This is a genomic window from Microbacterium sp. RURRCA19A, assembly GCF_900156455.1.
Taxonomy (GTDB): domain Bacteria; phylum Actinomycetota; class Actinomycetes; order Actinomycetales; family Microbacteriaceae; genus Microbacterium.
The window spans coordinates 1-15,420 of record NZ_FTNQ01000007.1 but is presented as its reverse complement, the minus strand read 5'-3'; the positions used below and the strand labels follow the sequence as shown (position 1 = coordinate 15,420).

Here is a 15,420-nt window from a genome sequence, read left to right as displayed (position 1 = left end):
GAGCTCGTTCCAGCTGCTCTGCGCTCGAGAGTTCGATGAAGGGAGTGCATCCCATGTCGTGGCCTCTCTCACGTGTCGTAGTTGGTTGCGACAGTCCCTGCTCCAGCTGAGTTCACCTCCGTCCCGCAGCACTGCGTGGGGATACTGTATTCGCACTCCAGCGTCCGCGGGTAGGAGGATCACACGATTGTGATGCCTATGGTTTGGAGGTCGCCGCCAAGTCACTTGAGCGCGCGCACCCCAAGCCGACGAATGGCTCGATCTGCGCGCGCGTCTACCTCGGGATTCTCGACACCCGTGGCGATTCGCACATCGACTACAGCCGAATCCGGCAGACGGAGGTACGCAACAAGATGGTCGACATAGTCGTCGAGGAGTTGAGCTTCCACCTCCTCGGTGGACATGCCGAACTGCACGGTCAAGCGGCCCTGGTGGTCGAGCTCGACCTTCCCGCGCCCGCGCACACCCGCGCCGATCTGTTGCAGTCGGGCATGGACGAATCGCGCGTCGATGGAACTCGTATCGAGCTGCACACCGCCAAACACTGATGACCGCCATAGGAGTGCTTCGAACGAAGCCGATATGTCCGGCGCATCGCCGACTTCAGAGCCAGCCTCACGCTCGGCTTGCCCCTGAGAGTTCGCGGCTGTTACTGGGACGCCTTCAGACTGGCTTCGATTCAAAGGAAGCTCCGTAGATTGACTCGGTGGATTGTCTGGCGGCGTCTCCACGATGCTCGTATTGCAGCAATTCGAGGTGCGCGCGTCAAGATCTTGTCTAACGAACAGATCGTAGGCGATTGGCTGGAAGTTTGCTGAAACCCTTGTCGCTGAGCCCTAACGCTCCAACGCGCGCCTTGTGTGGTTTTCACAACGAATGGGAGATTTGTCCTACCCACGGGACACATGTTCACGCTCGGCGCACCAGAACCACGGTGCCTCCGCCGTAGCGATCTCCTCCCCAGAACCGTTCAGGACCGAGAACCCTCCGTCGTCCGTCGCGCTGAGCACGCCGCCCGACTCCGACTCGATCGTGTACGTGAGGTCAGGCAAGGCGTCGTCGCCCTCGCGGCGTGACTACAAACCGTCACCTACCGGTGCAGCAGACCCGATCGTGCGTTCGCTGTATGTAGGTCGATTGGGGGACACGACCTCCGAATCTCCGAGTCGGGTCCTCCGCGATGATGGATCAGATTGAGCGAACGCATCGGCATCGCGCCAGACGAGCCGGTCGGAACTCGTGTTCGTTGTGAATTAAACACTTCCCGGCGACGACACTCCGGTCCATATTGGTTCAGAGAATGGAACACGAAAAAGACGAATCGCCGCGCAGATCCAATGGTTCGAACTCTTACGACTCGGGCGTGTTCAAGAAAGTCCCGTCCATCGCCGACTCCGTCGATGCGCTCCCGCGTCGGTGGCGGACACGCTGGCTCGCGTTGCTCGACACCGAGAATCCAACGATGTCCGCAGCACTGGTGGCCGACGTGATACACGCCGTTCGTGATGGCCAGCTGGAGATCGAGACTGCAGGAGAAATCCTGAACCTCTTCTATAAGTACCCGGGGACATGGCACTCCATGTCCGGGGAACTCGTCGCCGTTGCGGTCGCCTCGGACAAGTTGCTCGATCCCACTACGCCGTTCGATCGGAAAGAGTCGTGGCGAACCATCACAGAGGCCTCACTGCGTCTTCTCAACGAAGTTCATGCCGAAGGCGGTCCACCATCGCATTGACCTCATTGCCGGACGCTGTGATCGGCAGGTACTGCTGATTGGAGTGCGACCCATCCCGTTGCGTCACGACGAAGATGATCTTTCCTTCGCCCTCGTTGTGGATGATGTGCACGTGTGGGCGCTCCGAAGTGATGTCGCCGTTAGGACCAATGAACTGGCCGATCCGTGTTCCGGCGGCATCGCTCTCGCTGTAGTAACCGTCCTTACGAGTGGGACGGGGGTAGCCGCGACGAGCATCCTCCTGGGCTTGAAAGGCGAGCGCGTACTGAGTCGCCTTCCACCACTGTCCACCATCCCGGTTCGCTTCTATTGCTCCCCGAAGGATGTTCTTCCATGAGTATGGTCCCGGCATCTTGCCCCCCTAATCTGCCCCTGGGCTGCACTCTAATGGTTGATCGCAGGCCTGCGCATCTCGCCTCTCTACACATCTGTCGCCGCTAATGTCCCTGATCACATGAACTCCGTAATCAGTCCCCCGATAGCGGCGTGGAGTCGTCTTGCGCCTTCGCTGGAGATGGCCAGAAACCTGCTGTCGTCTTCGAGTGGGCCGATGTAGAGATAGGTCACCTGCTGGTCCTGCTCCAACGCGACGACATACTCCTCCGCGAATAGGGGCGCGGGTTCTGTTCGACCGAGGCGCGCTTGACGGCGTTCCACCACCGGCACGAGGACACCTTCGCTGCGGTGCCAGCGGGGCGGCGTCGGCTCCTGCTCGTCGTCGTGACCGGCGCACCACGGCGGGCAGGCGTTGCCGCTGACAGAATCAGAAGCGGTCATGGTGAACCTCTCTCAGGGTGGTCGCCGGTCGGGGCTGCTTCGGCTGAGGACTAGACCTACGGGACGCGGAGGCGAAGGTCGAGATATCGGACGACGCGGGTCTTGCTGCTCGAGTGGTGCCGTCGTCATACTGCCTGCGGAAGTACAGGGATTTCGGGCTGGGACAGAAGCGGGACACGGCTGTGAGTGACGAACCACTTCCGCCTGCTCCGCTACCCTCGACGGCCGTCGAGTTCGGTGTCGGTCTTCGCGCCCTGCGTACGATCTCGCTCCGGGGTATGGAAGCGCGGCAAACGCCCGGGCGAGGGGCGCTGGTGCTCTCCAAGTCGCAGCTGCAGCGCTACGAGACGGGACAGCTACTCCCGCCGCTCAAGTACGCCGATCACCTCGACGCGCTCTATGAAGCAGACGGCTGGGTGAAGCTAAGCCTGTCTGCCTTGCACGCCGCGACCTGGGATCCGTGGGCGGAGGGTCATGCCCCGGCGCGCCTCGAACACGCGCACGAGTGGCCGGCGTCCTACCGCGGCCCAGTCTGGGTTGCGGTGTGGCCGTTGCCAGAGCACGTCGGAAGGAAACACCCCCTGACACTGGATTGGGGCGCGTGGAGTGCGGCGCTCACGCTCACGCTCGGTGCGCAGGGCCGCGCACTGACGACCGGCAAGTCGGCGGACCCGTCCGGGGTACCGGTGACGTTCAACCTCGAATCCGACCTACCTGTGTTCACCCTGAGCGGCGCGGGTCCGGCTCCCTCCGGATTTCTCGTGACGAGAATCCACCGGAAATGGCGCTACGGCGATGTTCGTCTTCCCGTCTGGCAGCGATTCAGATAGTCGCGGACAAAGAACGACGCCTCCCGGCAAGAAAGCGGGAGGCGTCGTACTCGCAGTTGGGGGTCGGCGAGTATGGAGCAGAGTAGCAGGGGGTTTTAGGCGTTCGCGGCCTTGTATGCATCGACGATGGGGCCGGCGATACGACCTCGGTCGCTGACAGTGTGTCCGTTGGCGCGCGCCCATTCGCGGACGGCGTTGAGGTCGAGGTCGCTCTTTGCCCGGGGGGCGCGGGCCGTGGACTGACGGCCCGCGGACCCGATCGAGCGGGCGGCGTCGACGAAGGGCGTGAGTGCGGCGTAGAAGCTGTCGGCGTTACTGTCGGAGAGGTCGATCTCGTACGACCGTCCTTCGACGGAGAACGTGATCTGCTTTCCTTCGCCAGGCTCGAGAACGGTGCCGTCGAGGTCGTCGATGAGTTGGGCAATGTGTCGGGTAGCCATGGATCTAACGGTACCTCGATATGGAGAAATATCCGGTGGCTACCAAGCCATTCGGCATATGTGTCGTGAAGCAGGTTCGCTCAACCCGCACAAAGCAGATGATTGCGCAGCGGACGATCACGTGCGTTCCACCGGGCAAGTCCGAATACAGAAATCTCTGCCCGCCGCCTACAGGAGGCGACGGGCAGAGCTGGTCTTGCTGCTGGGTCTATCGGGTTATGCGCGGGCGTTTGCTCGGCGGCGAGCCACCAGCACGAAGGCGATCCCGCCGAGAAGCAGCACGCTCGCGCCGATTCCTGCGGTGGCGGTGCTCGCGGTGTCGAAGCCGGTGACGGCCAGCCCGTCCACCACAGTGAGGGAGGCGTAGACCGATCCGCTGGTCGCGCCGCGTACCTCGATCTTGTGCGCGCCGAGCTCGGCCCCGCTGGGGATGGTGACCGTCGCCGAGACTGTCCCGTCGTCTGTCGCTGTGGTGCTCAGGAGCTTCACCGGCGTGGAGTGCAGCCAGATCTCGACGGGTTCGCCCGAGGTGAAGCCGCTGGCCTTCACCGTGACCTGAGCGCCCGTGGTGACGGTGCTCGCGGACAGCGACACCACGGCGGTAGACGCCGATGCGGTCGGCGACGGCGACGACGTGTCGGTGGGCTCCGGGGTGGGCGACGTCGTCGGCTCGGGTGTGGGAGTCGGCGTGGGCGTTGGGGTCGGGGTGGGTGTGTTGCAGTCTCCGGGGAGCGTGTAGACGTGCTCGCCGACGGGAGCGGTGAGCGTCGGACGGTAGTGCTGGACGATGCTGAGCGTCGTCGTGCCGGAGTCGGCGAGCGGGATGTCGAAGTGAACCTTGCCGCTCTCGCCCGCCGGGCGATCGTTGTAGGTCGTCGTCCCGTCCGCGGATTCGGCCGTGACGGTGAAGTTCAGGGTCTCGCCTTCGCGGGTGGTGATGTCCACGGGCGCGGTGGCGCTGGAGTCGGTGCAGACCGGGTCACCGAACGTGGCGGTCGCCTCGACGGGCTGCGGGTTGCAGGAGGTGAGGTAGGAGAAGCTGCCGGAGGCGACGGTGGTGCCGTTGACGACGATCTCGACGGTGTGGGTGTCGTCGTCATCGAGCCACGGGCCACCGAAGTCGAGGGGGAAGTAGTCGTCGTCGGAAGCGGTGGCGCGGGTCTTGGTCTCGGTGCGGTATGTCTGACCGTCGACGACAAGGCTGCCTTCGATCGAGTCGCCCACGCCCAGCATCGCGTACCCACTCGATTCGATGCGGAGGAAGTTGAAGTAGCAGCTCGCCCCGACGGTCGGGTTCGTGATGACCGGTGCCGCCTGGGCGGGCGCGGCGCCCACTACGAGCCCGACGAGGGTGAGGGCGGTGACGGCGAGGGTGGAGAGGAGTCGCGCGAGGCGGCTTCTCCAGGCGGGGCGGTGGCGGGTGTGGGTCATGGCGGGTTCCCTCTGGGTGTGCGAGTAGAACGCCGAGCAGGGTGGCCGGCGTGCGCCTGTCTAGGACGGCAGGCAGGGTACGTCCGGAGATTACCAATTTCTATTGGTTACCACCAACTCTTCTTGCTTTCAGGCTTAGGTGGTGAGTACCAACCCCGCGAGCACGCCCGAATGGGCGGAGTTCTCGCGGGCGCTCGGGATGAACCTTCGACGCAGGCGCGACGCGCTAGGGCTCACGCAGGAGGCCGTCGCTGAGCGAGCGGGGATCTCGCTGTATGCGTATCAGCAATATGAGCGCGGTGCGGTCACGAAGGGTGGCGCCGCTACGAATCCGAGGCTGGCGACTGTGGTCGTGATCTCCCGAGTCCTCAATGCGGCGCTCGAAGAGCTCTTGCCGCCTCTGAGCCTCACATCGATGGACTGATCTACCCCCGCGACGCCCCTGGTTCCGCCTCACAGCAACCACTCCCTCCTGAAGATGTCCGGCGTGCGGGTTGGTCGCTCCAATGTCGTCGGCAGGGGCTATGCTCTCGTGCATGACGAAGCGGAGGCGGCAACATGGGTCGTATTGACTCTGCGTTCGTTTCTCGGCAAGTGACGCACACGTTCGTCGCGCTAGATCAATCATCCTCAACCGTGAGGACTGAGCACAGCTTCGAGCTTGAAGCGAAAAGGCCAGACCGCTTCTATATCCGAGAGTACTCGTGGGTAAGCAAAGAGGGCATCGAAAAGCCTCCTGTTATCCACTCGGGGAGCGAGGACAACGGCGTCAAGTCTCACCGTCTTCACGGGCCGGTGTTGGAGGGTGCCGAAGCTGAGCGCATCGCGGTCATCGACCTCGGTCGACTGATCGGTCAGGGAGAGCGTGAGGTTGTGAACATCGAGCACTTCTTCGTATCGACGCGCCCTGAGAACCCTGGATTTGTAGGTCACCTCGCAACCGAAGGCTGCGAGCAGATCACCTTGCGAGCGATCTTACCGATCGGCGCTGGCCAGAGATTTACGATCCGAAGCTTTAAGTCGGGTGCCGACAGAAGCTATCGCGATGAGGCGTTAGCACCCTTGCCTGTGGGTGACCTGCTTTCTCCACTCACGAATCGAGACGCTTGGACTGAATACAGAAGTGTCATCGAAAACCCAAAGGTGGGCGAGCGCTACCGGATCACCTGGGACATTTAAGCTTGATACTTTTATGATATAATGTATATGGCGAAAGGAGTCAACATGACTGACGGAATCGACAACTAGCCTTGGTTGACAATGGATCTTCTACGCATTTTGAGGACGCCCGCATTTCTGCGTACTTCTCTCATCTTGCAACCGAGCTTGGTCCGGAAACCGATGTTCAAGTGGCATGCGTTGCCCACATGGTTTCTAATACAACCTATTTCCTCCCAGCCCTGGACAGAATGTTCGGGGTTGGTTTTTATATGCCGAAACCAAAGTCGTTAAGCTCCCGATATACGAACCTCGTTCGGTCGTTCGGCTTCGCCGAACAGCCCCTAAGTAGGGAGTGGGCCGAAAACCCCTTACAGGTCGCGAACGCCCTATCGAAACTCGATCCACGGCGTCGCATAATCCTCGTGGATATTGGCGGATACTTCGCATCGTCCCTGAATGAAATCAATCGCCTCCTCCCGGGACGCATAATTGGCGTCATGGAGGGTACTGAGAACGGCGTTCAGAAGTATGAAGCGAGCGGTCTCGAATACGACCTACCGTTAATCACCGTGGCACGAAGCCCGCTGAAGTTACCTGAGGACTATCTCGTCGGAGCAGGGGTTGTTTTTTCGGTCGAAGCGACGCTTCGAGAGCAAGCTCAAATCTTGCAGTCTCGTAGCGCATGCGTCATCGGGTACGGACGAGTCGGAAGTGGAGTGGCGGAAGTCCTGCGCGGCCGCGGAATTCCTACGGTCGTTCACGACGTCTCCCCACTTGCCATGGCCGAGGCAGCTGCTCGAGGTTTTCGGGTGTATCGGCGTCTCGATGATGCGCTGCGCCAGTCGAATCTCATCATTTCTGCAACCGGTTCGAGAGCTATCAATCCGGGAGCACTGAGTGTTCTGCGCTCGGGAACAGTCGTAGCTACGGTGACTTCTTCTGACGATGAGTTCACTCCGGGCGCGTTGCGCCAGTATCGCAAGGTTCCGATCTCACCGCGCGTCTCGAGATTTGAGAGTGACGAAAGACGTCGCTATTTCTGGCTCGTGAATGAAGGGAACGCGGCGAATTTTCTAGATGACGCAGTGATCGGACCAGCCATCCAGCTGATCGAGGGTGAGAAGCTCGCGGCCTTGAAGGAACTCGCGCTTGGGGTCGTCCCCCGAGGCGCGTTTCGAACCGAAGTCACGCTCGAAAGGCGCGAGGTTGTCGCCAGAGTCTGGAATGAACACTTTCTGGAGGACTAGCTTCGGCGTTTCGAACGTTGCGGTTTGAATTTCCGAATCGGGTCATCCACGCATGGGGCCTCTCAATAGCTGTTTAGCGACACCTCAACTGCTCGATTGCGCACCGTCCGCATCTGTGTGAGTATCCATGGCTCTGGAACCCAAGCAAGTAGTCGCCATGTTGGCCAGACTGGCATCGGCCAGTGCACGGAGATTCGCCCCATCTGTTGCCCGTGTCCGACCGTTGTGTCTAGCGGCGCATCTGGGAGCACAAATCTCCGCGCGTATCGGTCGTCGCGTTTCGGATCCTTGTGGACGTGAAAGTCTAGGTCGACCTTGTCGCCGTTGACGATGACGATGGGCGGTTGCCAGGACTCGTGGGCCAGTGTGAAGTCGAGTATCGGCTGAAACGCTGCACCCGATTGGAAGATCGACACCACGACTGACGGGCGGTCCGTCTCGTCGCGATCTCGGATGATCGTCGCCAGTTCGTGCATGCCCTTCTTTGCCCGCCGCCACGGCGCGGTTTTCTCGCCCGAGTAGTGCTCCGCGATGTAGCGGGCGCGTCGCTCTTCGATCGTGCCCAGCCCCACGTTCCATCCGCACAGGTAGAAGAAGGCGCCGACGGTGGTCTCGGGATCGCGACCGAGATCCTCGTACAGCCGGGTGAGCTCGTCGAAGGCTCGCTCCGGGATGCCTTCCCCGAGCGCCTCGATGAGATGGAACAGTCCGTCGAGACGGTGTGGGCCGGGGTGTCCGGGCTGCTTTCGAAACAGCATCAGCTCCTTCACGATCGCATCGCGGATCGGATCAACGACTTCCACCATGGAGCCAATTTTGAGCCAATGACGGATCTCTCCTACTCGTTCAGCCTGGAAGTGCGGCAGGTAGTCGCACTCCAAGGAACGAGAGAGAGGAAGGAAATGTTCGAGACGAAGAAGGAGTTGGCGCCGCTGGGCGGTGCCTTCAGCTCCGCCGGATTGGCTCAGATGGGCGCTGGAATGCAGCGTCAGACGAGCCGCGAGGTGGAGCGTGTGCAGGGTCAGGCGATCGTGGCAGAGGTACACGAGCAGGCTCGCGCGTTCCTCGGGCACACGATGTTGCAGAACGTCGGTGCGCTGACGTCGCTGGAGCAGCACCTGATCCAGGTCGCCCCGCTGGGCGAGGCCCGCTACAAGCACATCGTCGACGCCTACGCCATGGGCGCTGCGCAGAAGCTCGCCCGCTGGTGATCTCATGCCCGTGGTCGAGGTGCTTACCGTGGCCGCCGTCTACGTGGTTGCGTTCGTCGTCTACCTTGCCGTCATCCTCGTGATGGCGTTCGGTCGTCGTCCGCTGGACGACTGGCTCGGCCGGCGTCGTGATCGTCGGCGTGCCCGTGTCGAGGCGGAGCTGGACCGCACCCAGGCCGAGCTTCGTCAGACGATCCTTCAGCTCGCCGCCGCGATGAACGGCGACGCGTTGGAGGCCCGCAAGGCCCTTATCCGCGAGTCGTACCTGGCTCGCGGCGAGGTGCCCAAGGAGTAGTTCTACAAACCGACCGGGGCGGTGACATCACCGATGACCGCCTGGCTTGCGCCGCCCCGGTCCTCTCCCCACAGCCGCTGGCTGAGTTCGTGCCGGTGGCTGTCGTCATCTGTGGAGGCGTGGTTGTGGTTTTCGCAACACGCTCACGCTTATCCACACCCCCACCCCTGACCGCCATGAATCGGCGCGGAACGGGTGCGCGATCGGACGGTTGCTGAAGTCCGGCTGAGAGCGCATAACCAGGGGGCAGCCCCCGCACGGCCCCGATAGTCGCCGTCATCCCAGCGGGTAACAACCGCTGCGGGAAGGAGCACACTCATGCACACCACCAACACCAACCCCGAGCCGAAGGAGCCCGTCGGCATCTCCGACGACACAACCTCGGCCGGCACGCGTCGCTACACGACGATCCTCGCCGACCCGCCCTGGCCGACCGGTCAGCAGGGCAAGTACGGTGCGGAGCACCACTACAACCTCATGACCCTGGAGCGCATCAAGGCGCTCCCCGTCGGCGACCTCGCCGCCGACAACGCGCACCTCTACCTGTGGTGCTACCCGGCCACCCGGTACGTAGCCGAAGACGTGATGCGCGGCTGGGGGTTCGAGTTCAAAGACGAGTTCGTCTGGGGCAAAGACCAGATGGGCCTCGGCCAGTACTTCCGCCACGCCCACGAGACGCTGCTGCTCGGGGTGAAGGGGAAGCTGCCCGTGAAGTTCCGCGGACAGCGCTCCTTCACGATGCTGCCTCGCCAATCTCACAGCCACAAGCCGGAGGAGTGCCACGTCATGATCCAGCGTCTCAGCCCCGGCCCCTACCTGGAGCTCTTCGCTCGCCGTCCGATGCCGGAGTGGGACGTCTGGGGCAACCAGGTGAACGCGAGCATCTCCATCCCGGGCTACCCCGTCCCGAGCGACATCAAGGTCGACAGATCCGGCGCCACCGTCGTCGTCAGCGACGAGGAGGCCGCCGATGCCTAGCCCCTTCCACCACCTCCGCCGTCTTCCGCTTCGTGTTCTGAATGGAGTACGTCATGTCCTCGTCCGAGCGTGGCCCGCTGGAGGCCGCGAAGGCCTTCGCCTGGACCGTCTTCCTGGTCGCGCTGCTGCTCTTCGGAGCCGTCAGGCTGATCCAGCAGGTGTGGGTCTGGCTGCTCGTCATCCTCGCCGTCGTCCTGCTCGTCGGCGGGTTGGTGTGGTGGCTGCTGGCGCGCCGCGATCGCTGGTGACCCAGCCGCACTCGAACGGAGGTCGCCAATGAGCCGATCATCGTCACCGAAGCGGGGACGAGGTCGCCCGCGCCGCGAGTACCGCATCCGCGTCCGCGGAGAACGACGCGAGCACCCGGACTACGACAAGCTCGCCCGCGCCCTCCTCGAGCATGCTGCGATGGAAGAAGCGAAGGGCCGCGCCCACACCAGCGACACCGACGCCGTCACGACGAGCACGAAGGTCGACGGCGTCATCGTCCCGTCGATGGACGGCGAGAACGACGGGGATGCCGATGACTGACACCTGGCGTCAACTGCACTGGCCGCGCCCCTTCGACGCCGTCACCGCCCTCGGCTTCCTGGAGACCCTCGCCGCCGACGAGTCCCGCGGCCCGGTGGTGTTCGAAGCCCGCGCCGAAGGTGGCACTATCCGTCACCTGGTGGGTGGACACGCCACCACGGTCTCGGGGATCAGCAGCAGCCTCAAGCGGCTGCTTCCCGGGGTCGCCGTGACTGACCTCGAAACGGTCCGGGTGTCGGTGGAGCGGGCGGGGCGGGTACGCATCCGACTGCGCAACCTCGGGCTCAGCCTCGATACCTCGGGGGCTGCCCTCCGCGCTCTCTACGCTGCGCTGTCCGGAGCGGTGGGAAAAGGGGACGTGTTGGTGCTGCAGGTCATCCTCGGTGCCAGCGTCCCACCTCAGCCGCTGCCGGTCTCCACGCCGGATCCCAACCTCAGCCTGTTCGACCTCATCACGAAAGGCACCCGTCCCGCGCCGCTGGAGATCAGGGCGGACCTGCGCGACAAGCTGGCTCAGTACCGGTTCCGCGCCACCATCCGCATCGGCGTCACTGCTGCGAGCCCCGTTCGTCGTCGTCTCCTCGTCCACGCTGTCCTCGCCGCCCTCCGCCAACTTCAGACTGGCTCGACCCGGATCGACCTCGTCTCCGACCGCCCCGAGCTGGTCGACGAGGCGGTGATCCCGGCGAAGAAGCCGCTGCGCCTGACCGCCGCCGAAGCCCTCTGCCTTGTCGGCTGGCCCACCGGTGAGTCGGAGCTCCCTGGCATGCCGTCGATCTACCCACGCCTCATCGCCCCACCCGCCGGCTACACACCGAGTACGGAGCGGGTGTTCGCCACCACCAGCGCCCCCGGCCCGAGCCTGCCTGTCGGGATCTCGATGAAGGATGCCGTCCGCCACAGCCACGTCATGGGACCGAACGGCGTGGGCAAGAGCACCGTGTTGCTCAACCTCATCGCCGCCGACATCGCCGCAGGCCGAAGCGTCGTCGTGATCGACGCCAAACGCGACCTCGCCATGGACGTCCTCACCGTCATCCCGGAGCACCGCGCACAGGATGTCGTCGTCCTTGACCCAATCACCCCGAATCCAGTGGGACTCAATCCCTTCGCCGGAGCAGGCGACCAGGCCCCGCTCGTCGCCGACCGACTGCTCGCTGTCTTCCGCAGCCTGTTCCCCTCGGCGTTTGGCCCGCGCACCAGCGACGCCGTTCACGCCTCGCTCCTCACGCTCGCCGGACGAGACGGCTCGACCCTGGCCGACCTGCCGCGGCTGCTCACCGATGACCCCTACCGGCGCGGCTTCACGCGGGACATTACCGACCCGTCCCTGATCGAGTTCTGGGCCCAGTACGACGCTATGAGCGTGGGAGCGCGGTCGGCCATGATCGGGCCCGTCCTCACCCGACTGCGCCAGTTCCTGCTCCGGCCCTCCATCCGGGCGGTGCTGGATCAGGCCGCGCCGCGCTTCGATCTCCGCGACCTCTTCACTAAGCCGCGCATCCTCGTCGTTCCTCTCAACCGCGGGCTACTCGGACCGATCGCGGCCGAACTCGTCGGGTCGCTCCTCGTCTCCCAGCTGTGGCAACTCACGCTGGCGCGCGCGGACGTTCCGAAAGAACAGCGCCGCCCCGTGTCGATCTACCTCGACGAGGCGCAGATGTTCGTCAAGCACGAATCCGACCTCGGTGAAGCCCTCGAACAATCCCGCTCGATGAACGTCGCCTGGCACCTCGCCCACCAGCACCGCGCCCAGATGCCCGCGAGCCTGCTCGCCGGCATCGCTGCCAACGCCCGCAACAAGATCCAGTTCCAAGCCGACCCCGTCGACGCTGCCGCCGTGACGAAGCATTCCGCCCTCACGCCGGAGGACGTCATGAAGCTGCCGCCCTTCCACGTCTACGTCGACCTTATGAACGGCGGGGTGCAGTCGGGCTGGTTCTCCGCCGTCACCCTGCCGCCACCCGCCGCGATCTCCAACCCCGACGCTGTCCTCGCTGAAAGCCGCGCCCGCTACGGTGCCACCAGCCCGGCAGCAGCGACCCCCGAAGCATCACTCCCGCAGGGTGATGCCGACGGGGTGATGCCCGAACGAAAGCAGGGTGACGAGGGTGACGAGGGTGACGTGAGTTCCGACGAGCCCATCGGACGACGCCGAAAGGCCCGCCCATGACTACCGAACTCGAGGTCGTGAGAAGAGAAGAGGGGTGTCCGGTCGCTCATCCATTCGACCGTCCGATCGCTGACACTTCCACCCGCGTTCTCCCGCGTGTTTCTGCGGCACCCAGCCTCAGTTGGGAGCGGACTACTCCGCCCATGGCGGAGTCGCTAGCCGCCCACCAACCTGCCGAAGCGGCCGGCCGGCGACCTGGCCGTGGAAGGCGGCGCTCATGACGATGCGTCTACCGCGCACCGGTGCCGGACCATCCAAGCTGCTCCTGCTGCGCGCAGAACTCTCGCCCCGCGACGACGACATCCTCAGCTTCCTCAATCGGCACCGCTACGCCACCACCACGCAGCTGCGGGACGTCTTCTTCGCCGAGCACGCCACGCCGACAGCCGGCACCCGCGCCTGCATCCGCGTCCTGCACCGGCTGCTGCACCACCGGCTCGTCGCCCGCTTGGAACGCCGCGTCGGCGGAAGTGTCCGAGGGTCTGCCGCCAGCATCTGGTACCTCGACGCCCCCGGCGAACGTCTCACCCGATCAGAAGGAGCCCGCAGGCGTCGCTTCGCGGCCGTCTCCACATCCTTCCTGACCCACACCCTCGCCGTCACCGAAGCGCACGTCGAGCTCATCCGGCACGCCCGCAGCGGCGCGTTCACCATCGAGCGCATCGACGTCGAGCCCGACTCCTGGCGCTCGTTCCTCACCCGAGCAGGGACGTCCACGATTCTCAAGCCCGACCTCTACGCCCACCTCGCCACCTCGGACTACGACGACCACTGGTACCTCGAGATCGACCTGGGCACCGAAAGCATTCCCGTCCTGCTCACCAAGTGCCGCACCTACAGGGTCTACAAGGCGACAGGCCGCGCCCAAGCCGAACACGGCGTCTATCCCCGAGTGCTCTGGCTCCTGCCCGCACAGGCACGCGTGGACCGCCTCCGGGCCGCCATCCAGGCAGCCCCGGACCTCGACGACCGGCTGTTCGTCTGCGCGACGACGGCGCAGCTCGCGGGGGTGCTTGAAGACCCGGATGCCTTCGCTAGGCGCACGGTCGACACCGACGAGAGGAGGGAGCCGTGAGCCCTGAGATGCCGCCCTCACCCGAACAGCAACCATCCGGCCCCGACGACAAGGCACCGTTCGGCCCGGAAGCGGCCGCATCGGTCGAACGCTCGCTGGCGACGCTCCGCGATCCCGACGACGCCCTCCGCATCCTTCGGGGCGTCAAAGAGAGCGGCTCCGCGTTCGCCGCGTACCTGCTTTCGCCGGAGACGAACGTGGCCGCGCCCGACATCCTGGACAGCTTCTACAACAGCTACGCCGACGCCTGGGAAACCTTCGCCGAGTTCCGCCACGACGTCCTCGAAGGCCTCGGCTGGCTCCAAGCACTCGAGAGAGTCATGAGCGAGCAGGGGATCCCCGACGACCACCTCACCTGGAACCACAGCGCCGTCGATAAGCAGATCCTCGACACCTACGACGTCGTCCACCTGGACGGCTGGTGGCACGTCTTCAATAAGTAGCCGAAGCAGTTTTCCCCAGATCAATGATGCAAAAACTACGTCGCCATTCATCTCGACTTAAGAGGTGAAGTGAGCGTAAATCAATGAGCTAAGTCCGCCCGAACACGGGCAGAAAAGGAGGACACCATGACACACCACCAACGAGACACCCACCACGAAGAAGCGGCTCCGCGAGCACACAGCAGCGGAGCGGCAGGATCGACCCCGGACAAGAAGAGAACCCGCACCACCGCGGTGGGAAGCCCCGCCGACTGCCTCATGCGGGAACTGCTCCACGTCTTCCAAGACATCGCAGCCAAGGAACACGGTCGAGCCGTCCGCGCAGGTAAGACCCGCGCGAATGCACGACGCTTTGCCTCACCGCATAGCGCTACCGCGCGATCAGAGAAGGCGATCCCCGCCCATGAGCAGTGACCTCGAACCCCGCACTGCCCCCGGACGTCGCCGCGCATCCTTCGCTGGCTGGGAGCACCTCCTCGGTCTCGACGGATCTGCACCGCCTACGGCTAGCCAGACGAGTGATGGGCAGGCGGTCGTGTACCTGCGCGTCTCGACGCCCCGCCAGATGCTCACCGCAATTGACATCGACGCCGATGGGAACTCCATTGCCACCCAGCGCGAAGCATGCACCGTCCGCGCGAGGCGCGCAAAGACGCCGATCGCCGCGGAGTTCGTAGAGCCTGGAAACTCGGCGCAGTCGATCGCCAAGCGCCCGGTCTTCCGGGAGATGTTGCGGTATATCGAGGAGCATCCGGAGGTCACGTACGTCGTCATCTACATGCGTTCCCGCGCCTTCCGAAATCTTGCGGACGCCGCCATTACGAAGCGGATTCTCGCCAGCATGGGCGTCAAGCTGATCTCCGCCAAGGAGGATTTCGGTGAGGGTTACATGGCCGATGCCATGGAGGCTGTCACTGACATCATGAATGAAGTCCAAGTCCGTCAAAGTGGTGAGGACATCAAGCAAAAGATGCGTCACAAGGCGGTCAACGGCGGGACGTGAATCGGCCTGACTTTCGTTCCTATCGGGAGCCTTGTCCGGCCGGTGCCGGATTGGCTGATTCTTGGTCAGCGTAGTACGCCGTCTCGACCT

Annotated in this window: 20 protein-coding genes; 15 read left to right on the top strand and 5 right to left on the bottom strand. The window is 63.9% G+C overall.

Annotation, left to right across the window (positions count from 1 at the left end; genetic code table 11):
* Window positions 1-203: 203 nt before the first annotated feature.
* Both BW982_RS17080 and BW982_RS18010 read left to right on the top strand, forming a co-directional pair.
* A complete protein-coding gene (locus tag BW982_RS17080; protein ID WP_076495407.1) occupies window positions 204-548 on the top strand; it encodes a hypothetical protein in 345 nt (114 codons plus the stop codon).
* An 815-nt stretch (window positions 549-1,363) separates the two neighbouring features.
* A complete protein-coding gene (locus BW982_RS18010; protein ID WP_139327541.1) occupies window positions 1,364-1,735 on the top strand; it encodes a hypothetical protein in 372 nt (123 codons plus the stop codon).
* Here the strand turns inward: BW982_RS18010 and BW982_RS18005 are convergent.
* Entirely contained in the window at window positions 1,695-2,087 is a 393-nt protein-coding gene (locus tag BW982_RS18005) for a hypothetical protein (protein WP_139327540.1), read from the bottom strand. The two genes, BW982_RS18010 and BW982_RS18005, sit on opposite strands and share 41 nt — an antisense overlap.
* A 98-nt stretch (window positions 2,088-2,185) precedes the next feature.
* A complete protein-coding gene (locus tag BW982_RS17075) occupies window positions 2,186-2,512 on the bottom strand; it encodes a DUF6907 domain-containing protein (RefSeq protein WP_139327539.1) in 327 nt (108 codons plus the stop codon).
* Between the two features lie 314 nt (window positions 2,513-2,826).
* Here BW982_RS17075 and BW982_RS17070 point away from each other — a divergent pair, with 314 nt between their 5' ends.
* Window positions 2,827-3,342, top strand: a complete 516-nt coding sequence (locus BW982_RS17070) for a hypothetical protein (protein ID WP_139327538.1) — start codon at window positions 2,827-2,829, stop codon at window positions 3,340-3,342.
* A gap of 95 nt (window positions 3,343-3,437) precedes the next feature.
* Here BW982_RS17070 and BW982_RS17065 read toward each other — a convergent pair whose 3' ends face one another.
* Window positions 3,438-3,782 (bottom strand): histone-like nucleoid-structuring protein Lsr2, encoded by a 345-nt coding sequence (locus tag BW982_RS17065; RefSeq protein WP_076495401.1) that lies wholly within the window; start codon window positions 3,780-3,782, stop codon window positions 3,438-3,440.
* A gap of 216 nt (window positions 3,783-3,998) precedes the next feature.
* On the bottom strand, window positions 3,999-5,213 hold the full coding sequence (locus BW982_RS18365; RefSeq protein WP_175611142.1) for a hypothetical protein: 1,215 nt from the start codon (window positions 5,211-5,213) through the stop codon (window positions 3,999-4,001).
* A 142-nt stretch (window positions 5,214-5,355) separates the two neighbouring features.
* Between BW982_RS18365 and BW982_RS17050 the strand changes: the two genes are divergently transcribed.
* The 3 genes from BW982_RS17050 (at window position 5,356) to BW982_RS18360 (ending at window position 7,621) form a co-directional block, all read left to right on the top strand.
* On the top strand, window positions 5,356-5,637 hold the full coding sequence (locus tag BW982_RS17050) for a helix-turn-helix domain-containing protein (protein WP_139327536.1): 282 nt from the start codon (window positions 5,356-5,358) through the stop codon (window positions 5,635-5,637).
* Window positions 5,638-5,771: 134 nt separating this feature from the next.
* Complete coding sequence (locus BW982_RS18000; protein ID WP_139327535.1) at window positions 5,772-6,392, top strand: hypothetical protein; 621 nt, start codon at window positions 5,772-5,774, stop codon at window positions 6,390-6,392.
* A gap of 479 nt (window positions 6,393-6,871) precedes the next feature.
* A complete protein-coding gene (locus BW982_RS18360) occupies window positions 6,872-7,621 on the top strand; it encodes an NAD(P)-dependent oxidoreductase (protein ID WP_175611141.1) in 750 nt (249 codons plus the stop codon).
* A gap of 62 nt (window positions 7,622-7,683) precedes the next feature.
* On the opposite strand, the gene BW982_RS17035 is transcribed toward BW982_RS18360, so the two are convergent.
* Window positions 7,684-8,427 carry a hypothetical protein gene (locus BW982_RS17035; protein ID WP_076495394.1) on the bottom strand — a complete coding sequence of 248 codons (744 nt, stop codon included), beginning with the start codon at window positions 8,425-8,427 and terminating at the stop codon, window positions 7,684-7,686.
* Window positions 8,428-8,523: 96 nt separating this feature from the next.
* Here BW982_RS17035 and BW982_RS17030 point away from each other — a divergent pair, with 96 nt between their 5' ends.
* The 9 genes from BW982_RS17030 to BW982_RS16990 all read left to right on the top strand — a co-directional run bounded on the left by BW982_RS17030 (window position 8,524) and on the right by BW982_RS16990 (window position 15,330).
* Window positions 8,524-8,832, top strand: coding sequence for a hypothetical protein (locus BW982_RS17030; RefSeq protein WP_139327533.1), 309 nt, complete (start codon window positions 8,524-8,526; stop codon window positions 8,830-8,832).
* 28 nt (window positions 8,833-8,860) lie between these two features.
* The gene (locus BW982_RS17025) at window positions 8,861-9,127 is read left to right on the top strand and encodes a hypothetical protein (protein ID WP_139327532.1); all 267 of its coding nucleotides are present in this window, start codon (window positions 8,861-8,863) and stop codon (window positions 9,125-9,127) included.
* A 318-nt stretch (window positions 9,128-9,445) separates the two neighbouring features.
* Window positions 9,446-10,105: an MT-A70 family methyltransferase gene (locus tag BW982_RS17020; RefSeq protein ID WP_083696791.1), complete on the top strand. Its 660-nt coding sequence runs from the start codon at window positions 9,446-9,448 to the stop codon at window positions 10,103-10,105.
* Between the two features lie 53 nt (window positions 10,106-10,158).
* Window positions 10,159-10,353, top strand: a complete 195-nt coding sequence (locus tag BW982_RS17015; protein WP_076495389.1) for a hypothetical protein — start codon at window positions 10,159-10,161, stop codon at window positions 10,351-10,353.
* 28 nt (window positions 10,354-10,381) lie between these two features.
* The gene (locus tag BW982_RS17010) at window positions 10,382-10,636 is read left to right on the top strand and encodes a hypothetical protein (RefSeq protein WP_076495388.1); all 255 of its coding nucleotides are present in this window, start codon (window positions 10,382-10,384) and stop codon (window positions 10,634-10,636) included.
* Entirely contained in the window at window positions 10,629-12,809 is a 2,181-nt protein-coding gene (locus BW982_RS17005) for a type IV secretory system conjugative DNA transfer family protein (protein WP_139327531.1), read from the top strand. Before BW982_RS17010 ends, BW982_RS17005 begins: the two co-directional genes overlap by 8 nt.
* Before the next feature lie 217 nt (window positions 12,810-13,026).
* On the top strand, window positions 13,027-13,884 hold the full coding sequence (locus BW982_RS17000; RefSeq protein WP_076495385.1) for a replication-relaxation family protein: 858 nt from the start codon (window positions 13,027-13,029) through the stop codon (window positions 13,882-13,884).
* Window positions 13,881-14,327 (top strand): hypothetical protein, encoded by a 447-nt coding sequence (locus BW982_RS16995; protein WP_139327530.1) that lies wholly within the window; start codon window positions 13,881-13,883, stop codon window positions 14,325-14,327. Before BW982_RS17000 ends, BW982_RS16995 begins: the two co-directional genes overlap by 4 nt.
* Window positions 14,328-14,730: 403 nt before the next feature.
* Window positions 14,731-15,330 carry a recombinase family protein gene (locus BW982_RS16990; protein ID WP_083696790.1) on the top strand — a complete coding sequence of 200 codons (600 nt, stop codon included), beginning with the start codon at window positions 14,731-14,733 and terminating at the stop codon, window positions 15,328-15,330.
* The last annotated feature ends 90 nt before the right edge of the window (window positions 15,331-15,420 follow it).

What these genes read in the sequence shown, in the direction of transcription:
- BW982_RS17030 (WP_139327533.1), top strand. Translation starts at nt 8,524, where the DNA reads ATGTTCGAGACGAAGAAGGAGTTGGCGCCGCTGGGCGGTGCCTTCAGC.
- BW982_RS17020 (WP_083696791.1), top strand. Translation starts at nt 9,446, where the DNA reads ATGCACACCACCAACACCAACCCCGAGCCGAAGGAGCCCGTCGGCATC.
- BW982_RS18005 (WP_139327540.1), bottom strand. Translation starts at nt 2,087, where the DNA reads ATGCCGGGACCATACTCATGGAAGAACATCCTTCGGGGAGCAATAGAA.
- BW982_RS17065 (WP_076495401.1), bottom strand. Translation starts at nt 3,782, where the DNA reads ATGGCTACCCGACACATTGCCCAACTCATCGACGACCTCGACGGCACC.
- BW982_RS17005 (WP_139327531.1), top strand. Translation starts at nt 10,629, where the DNA reads ATGACTGACACCTGGCGTCAACTGCACTGGCCGCGCCCCTTCGACGCC.
- BW982_RS17000 (WP_076495385.1), top strand. Translation starts at nt 13,027, where the DNA reads ATGACGATGCGTCTACCGCGCACCGGTGCCGGACCATCCAAGCTGCTC.
- BW982_RS16990 (WP_083696790.1), top strand. Translation starts at nt 14,731, where the DNA reads ATGAGCAGTGACCTCGAACCCCGCACTGCCCCCGGACGTCGCCGCGCA.
- BW982_RS17035 (WP_076495394.1), bottom strand. Translation starts at nt 8,427, where the DNA reads ATGGTGGAAGTCGTTGATCCGATCCGCGATGCGATCGTGAAGGAGCTG.
- BW982_RS18000 (WP_139327535.1), top strand. Translation starts at nt 5,772, where the DNA reads ATGGGTCGTATTGACTCTGCGTTCGTTTCTCGGCAAGTGACGCACACG.
- BW982_RS17015 (WP_076495389.1), top strand. Translation starts at nt 10,159, where the DNA reads ATGTCCTCGTCCGAGCGTGGCCCGCTGGAGGCCGCGAAGGCCTTCGCC.
- BW982_RS18365 (WP_175611142.1), bottom strand. Translation starts at nt 5,213, where the DNA reads ATGACCCACACCCGCCACCGCCCCGCCTGGAGAAGCCGCCTCGCGCGA.
- BW982_RS18360 (WP_175611141.1), top strand. Translation starts at nt 6,872, where the DNA reads ATGGAGGGTACTGAGAACGGCGTTCAGAAGTATGAAGCGAGCGGTCTC.
- BW982_RS17075 (WP_139327539.1), bottom strand. Translation starts at nt 2,512, where the DNA reads ATGACCGCTTCTGATTCTGTCAGCGGCAACGCCTGCCCGCCGTGGTGC.
- BW982_RS17010 (WP_076495388.1), top strand. Translation starts at nt 10,382, where the DNA reads ATGAGCCGATCATCGTCACCGAAGCGGGGACGAGGTCGCCCGCGCCGC.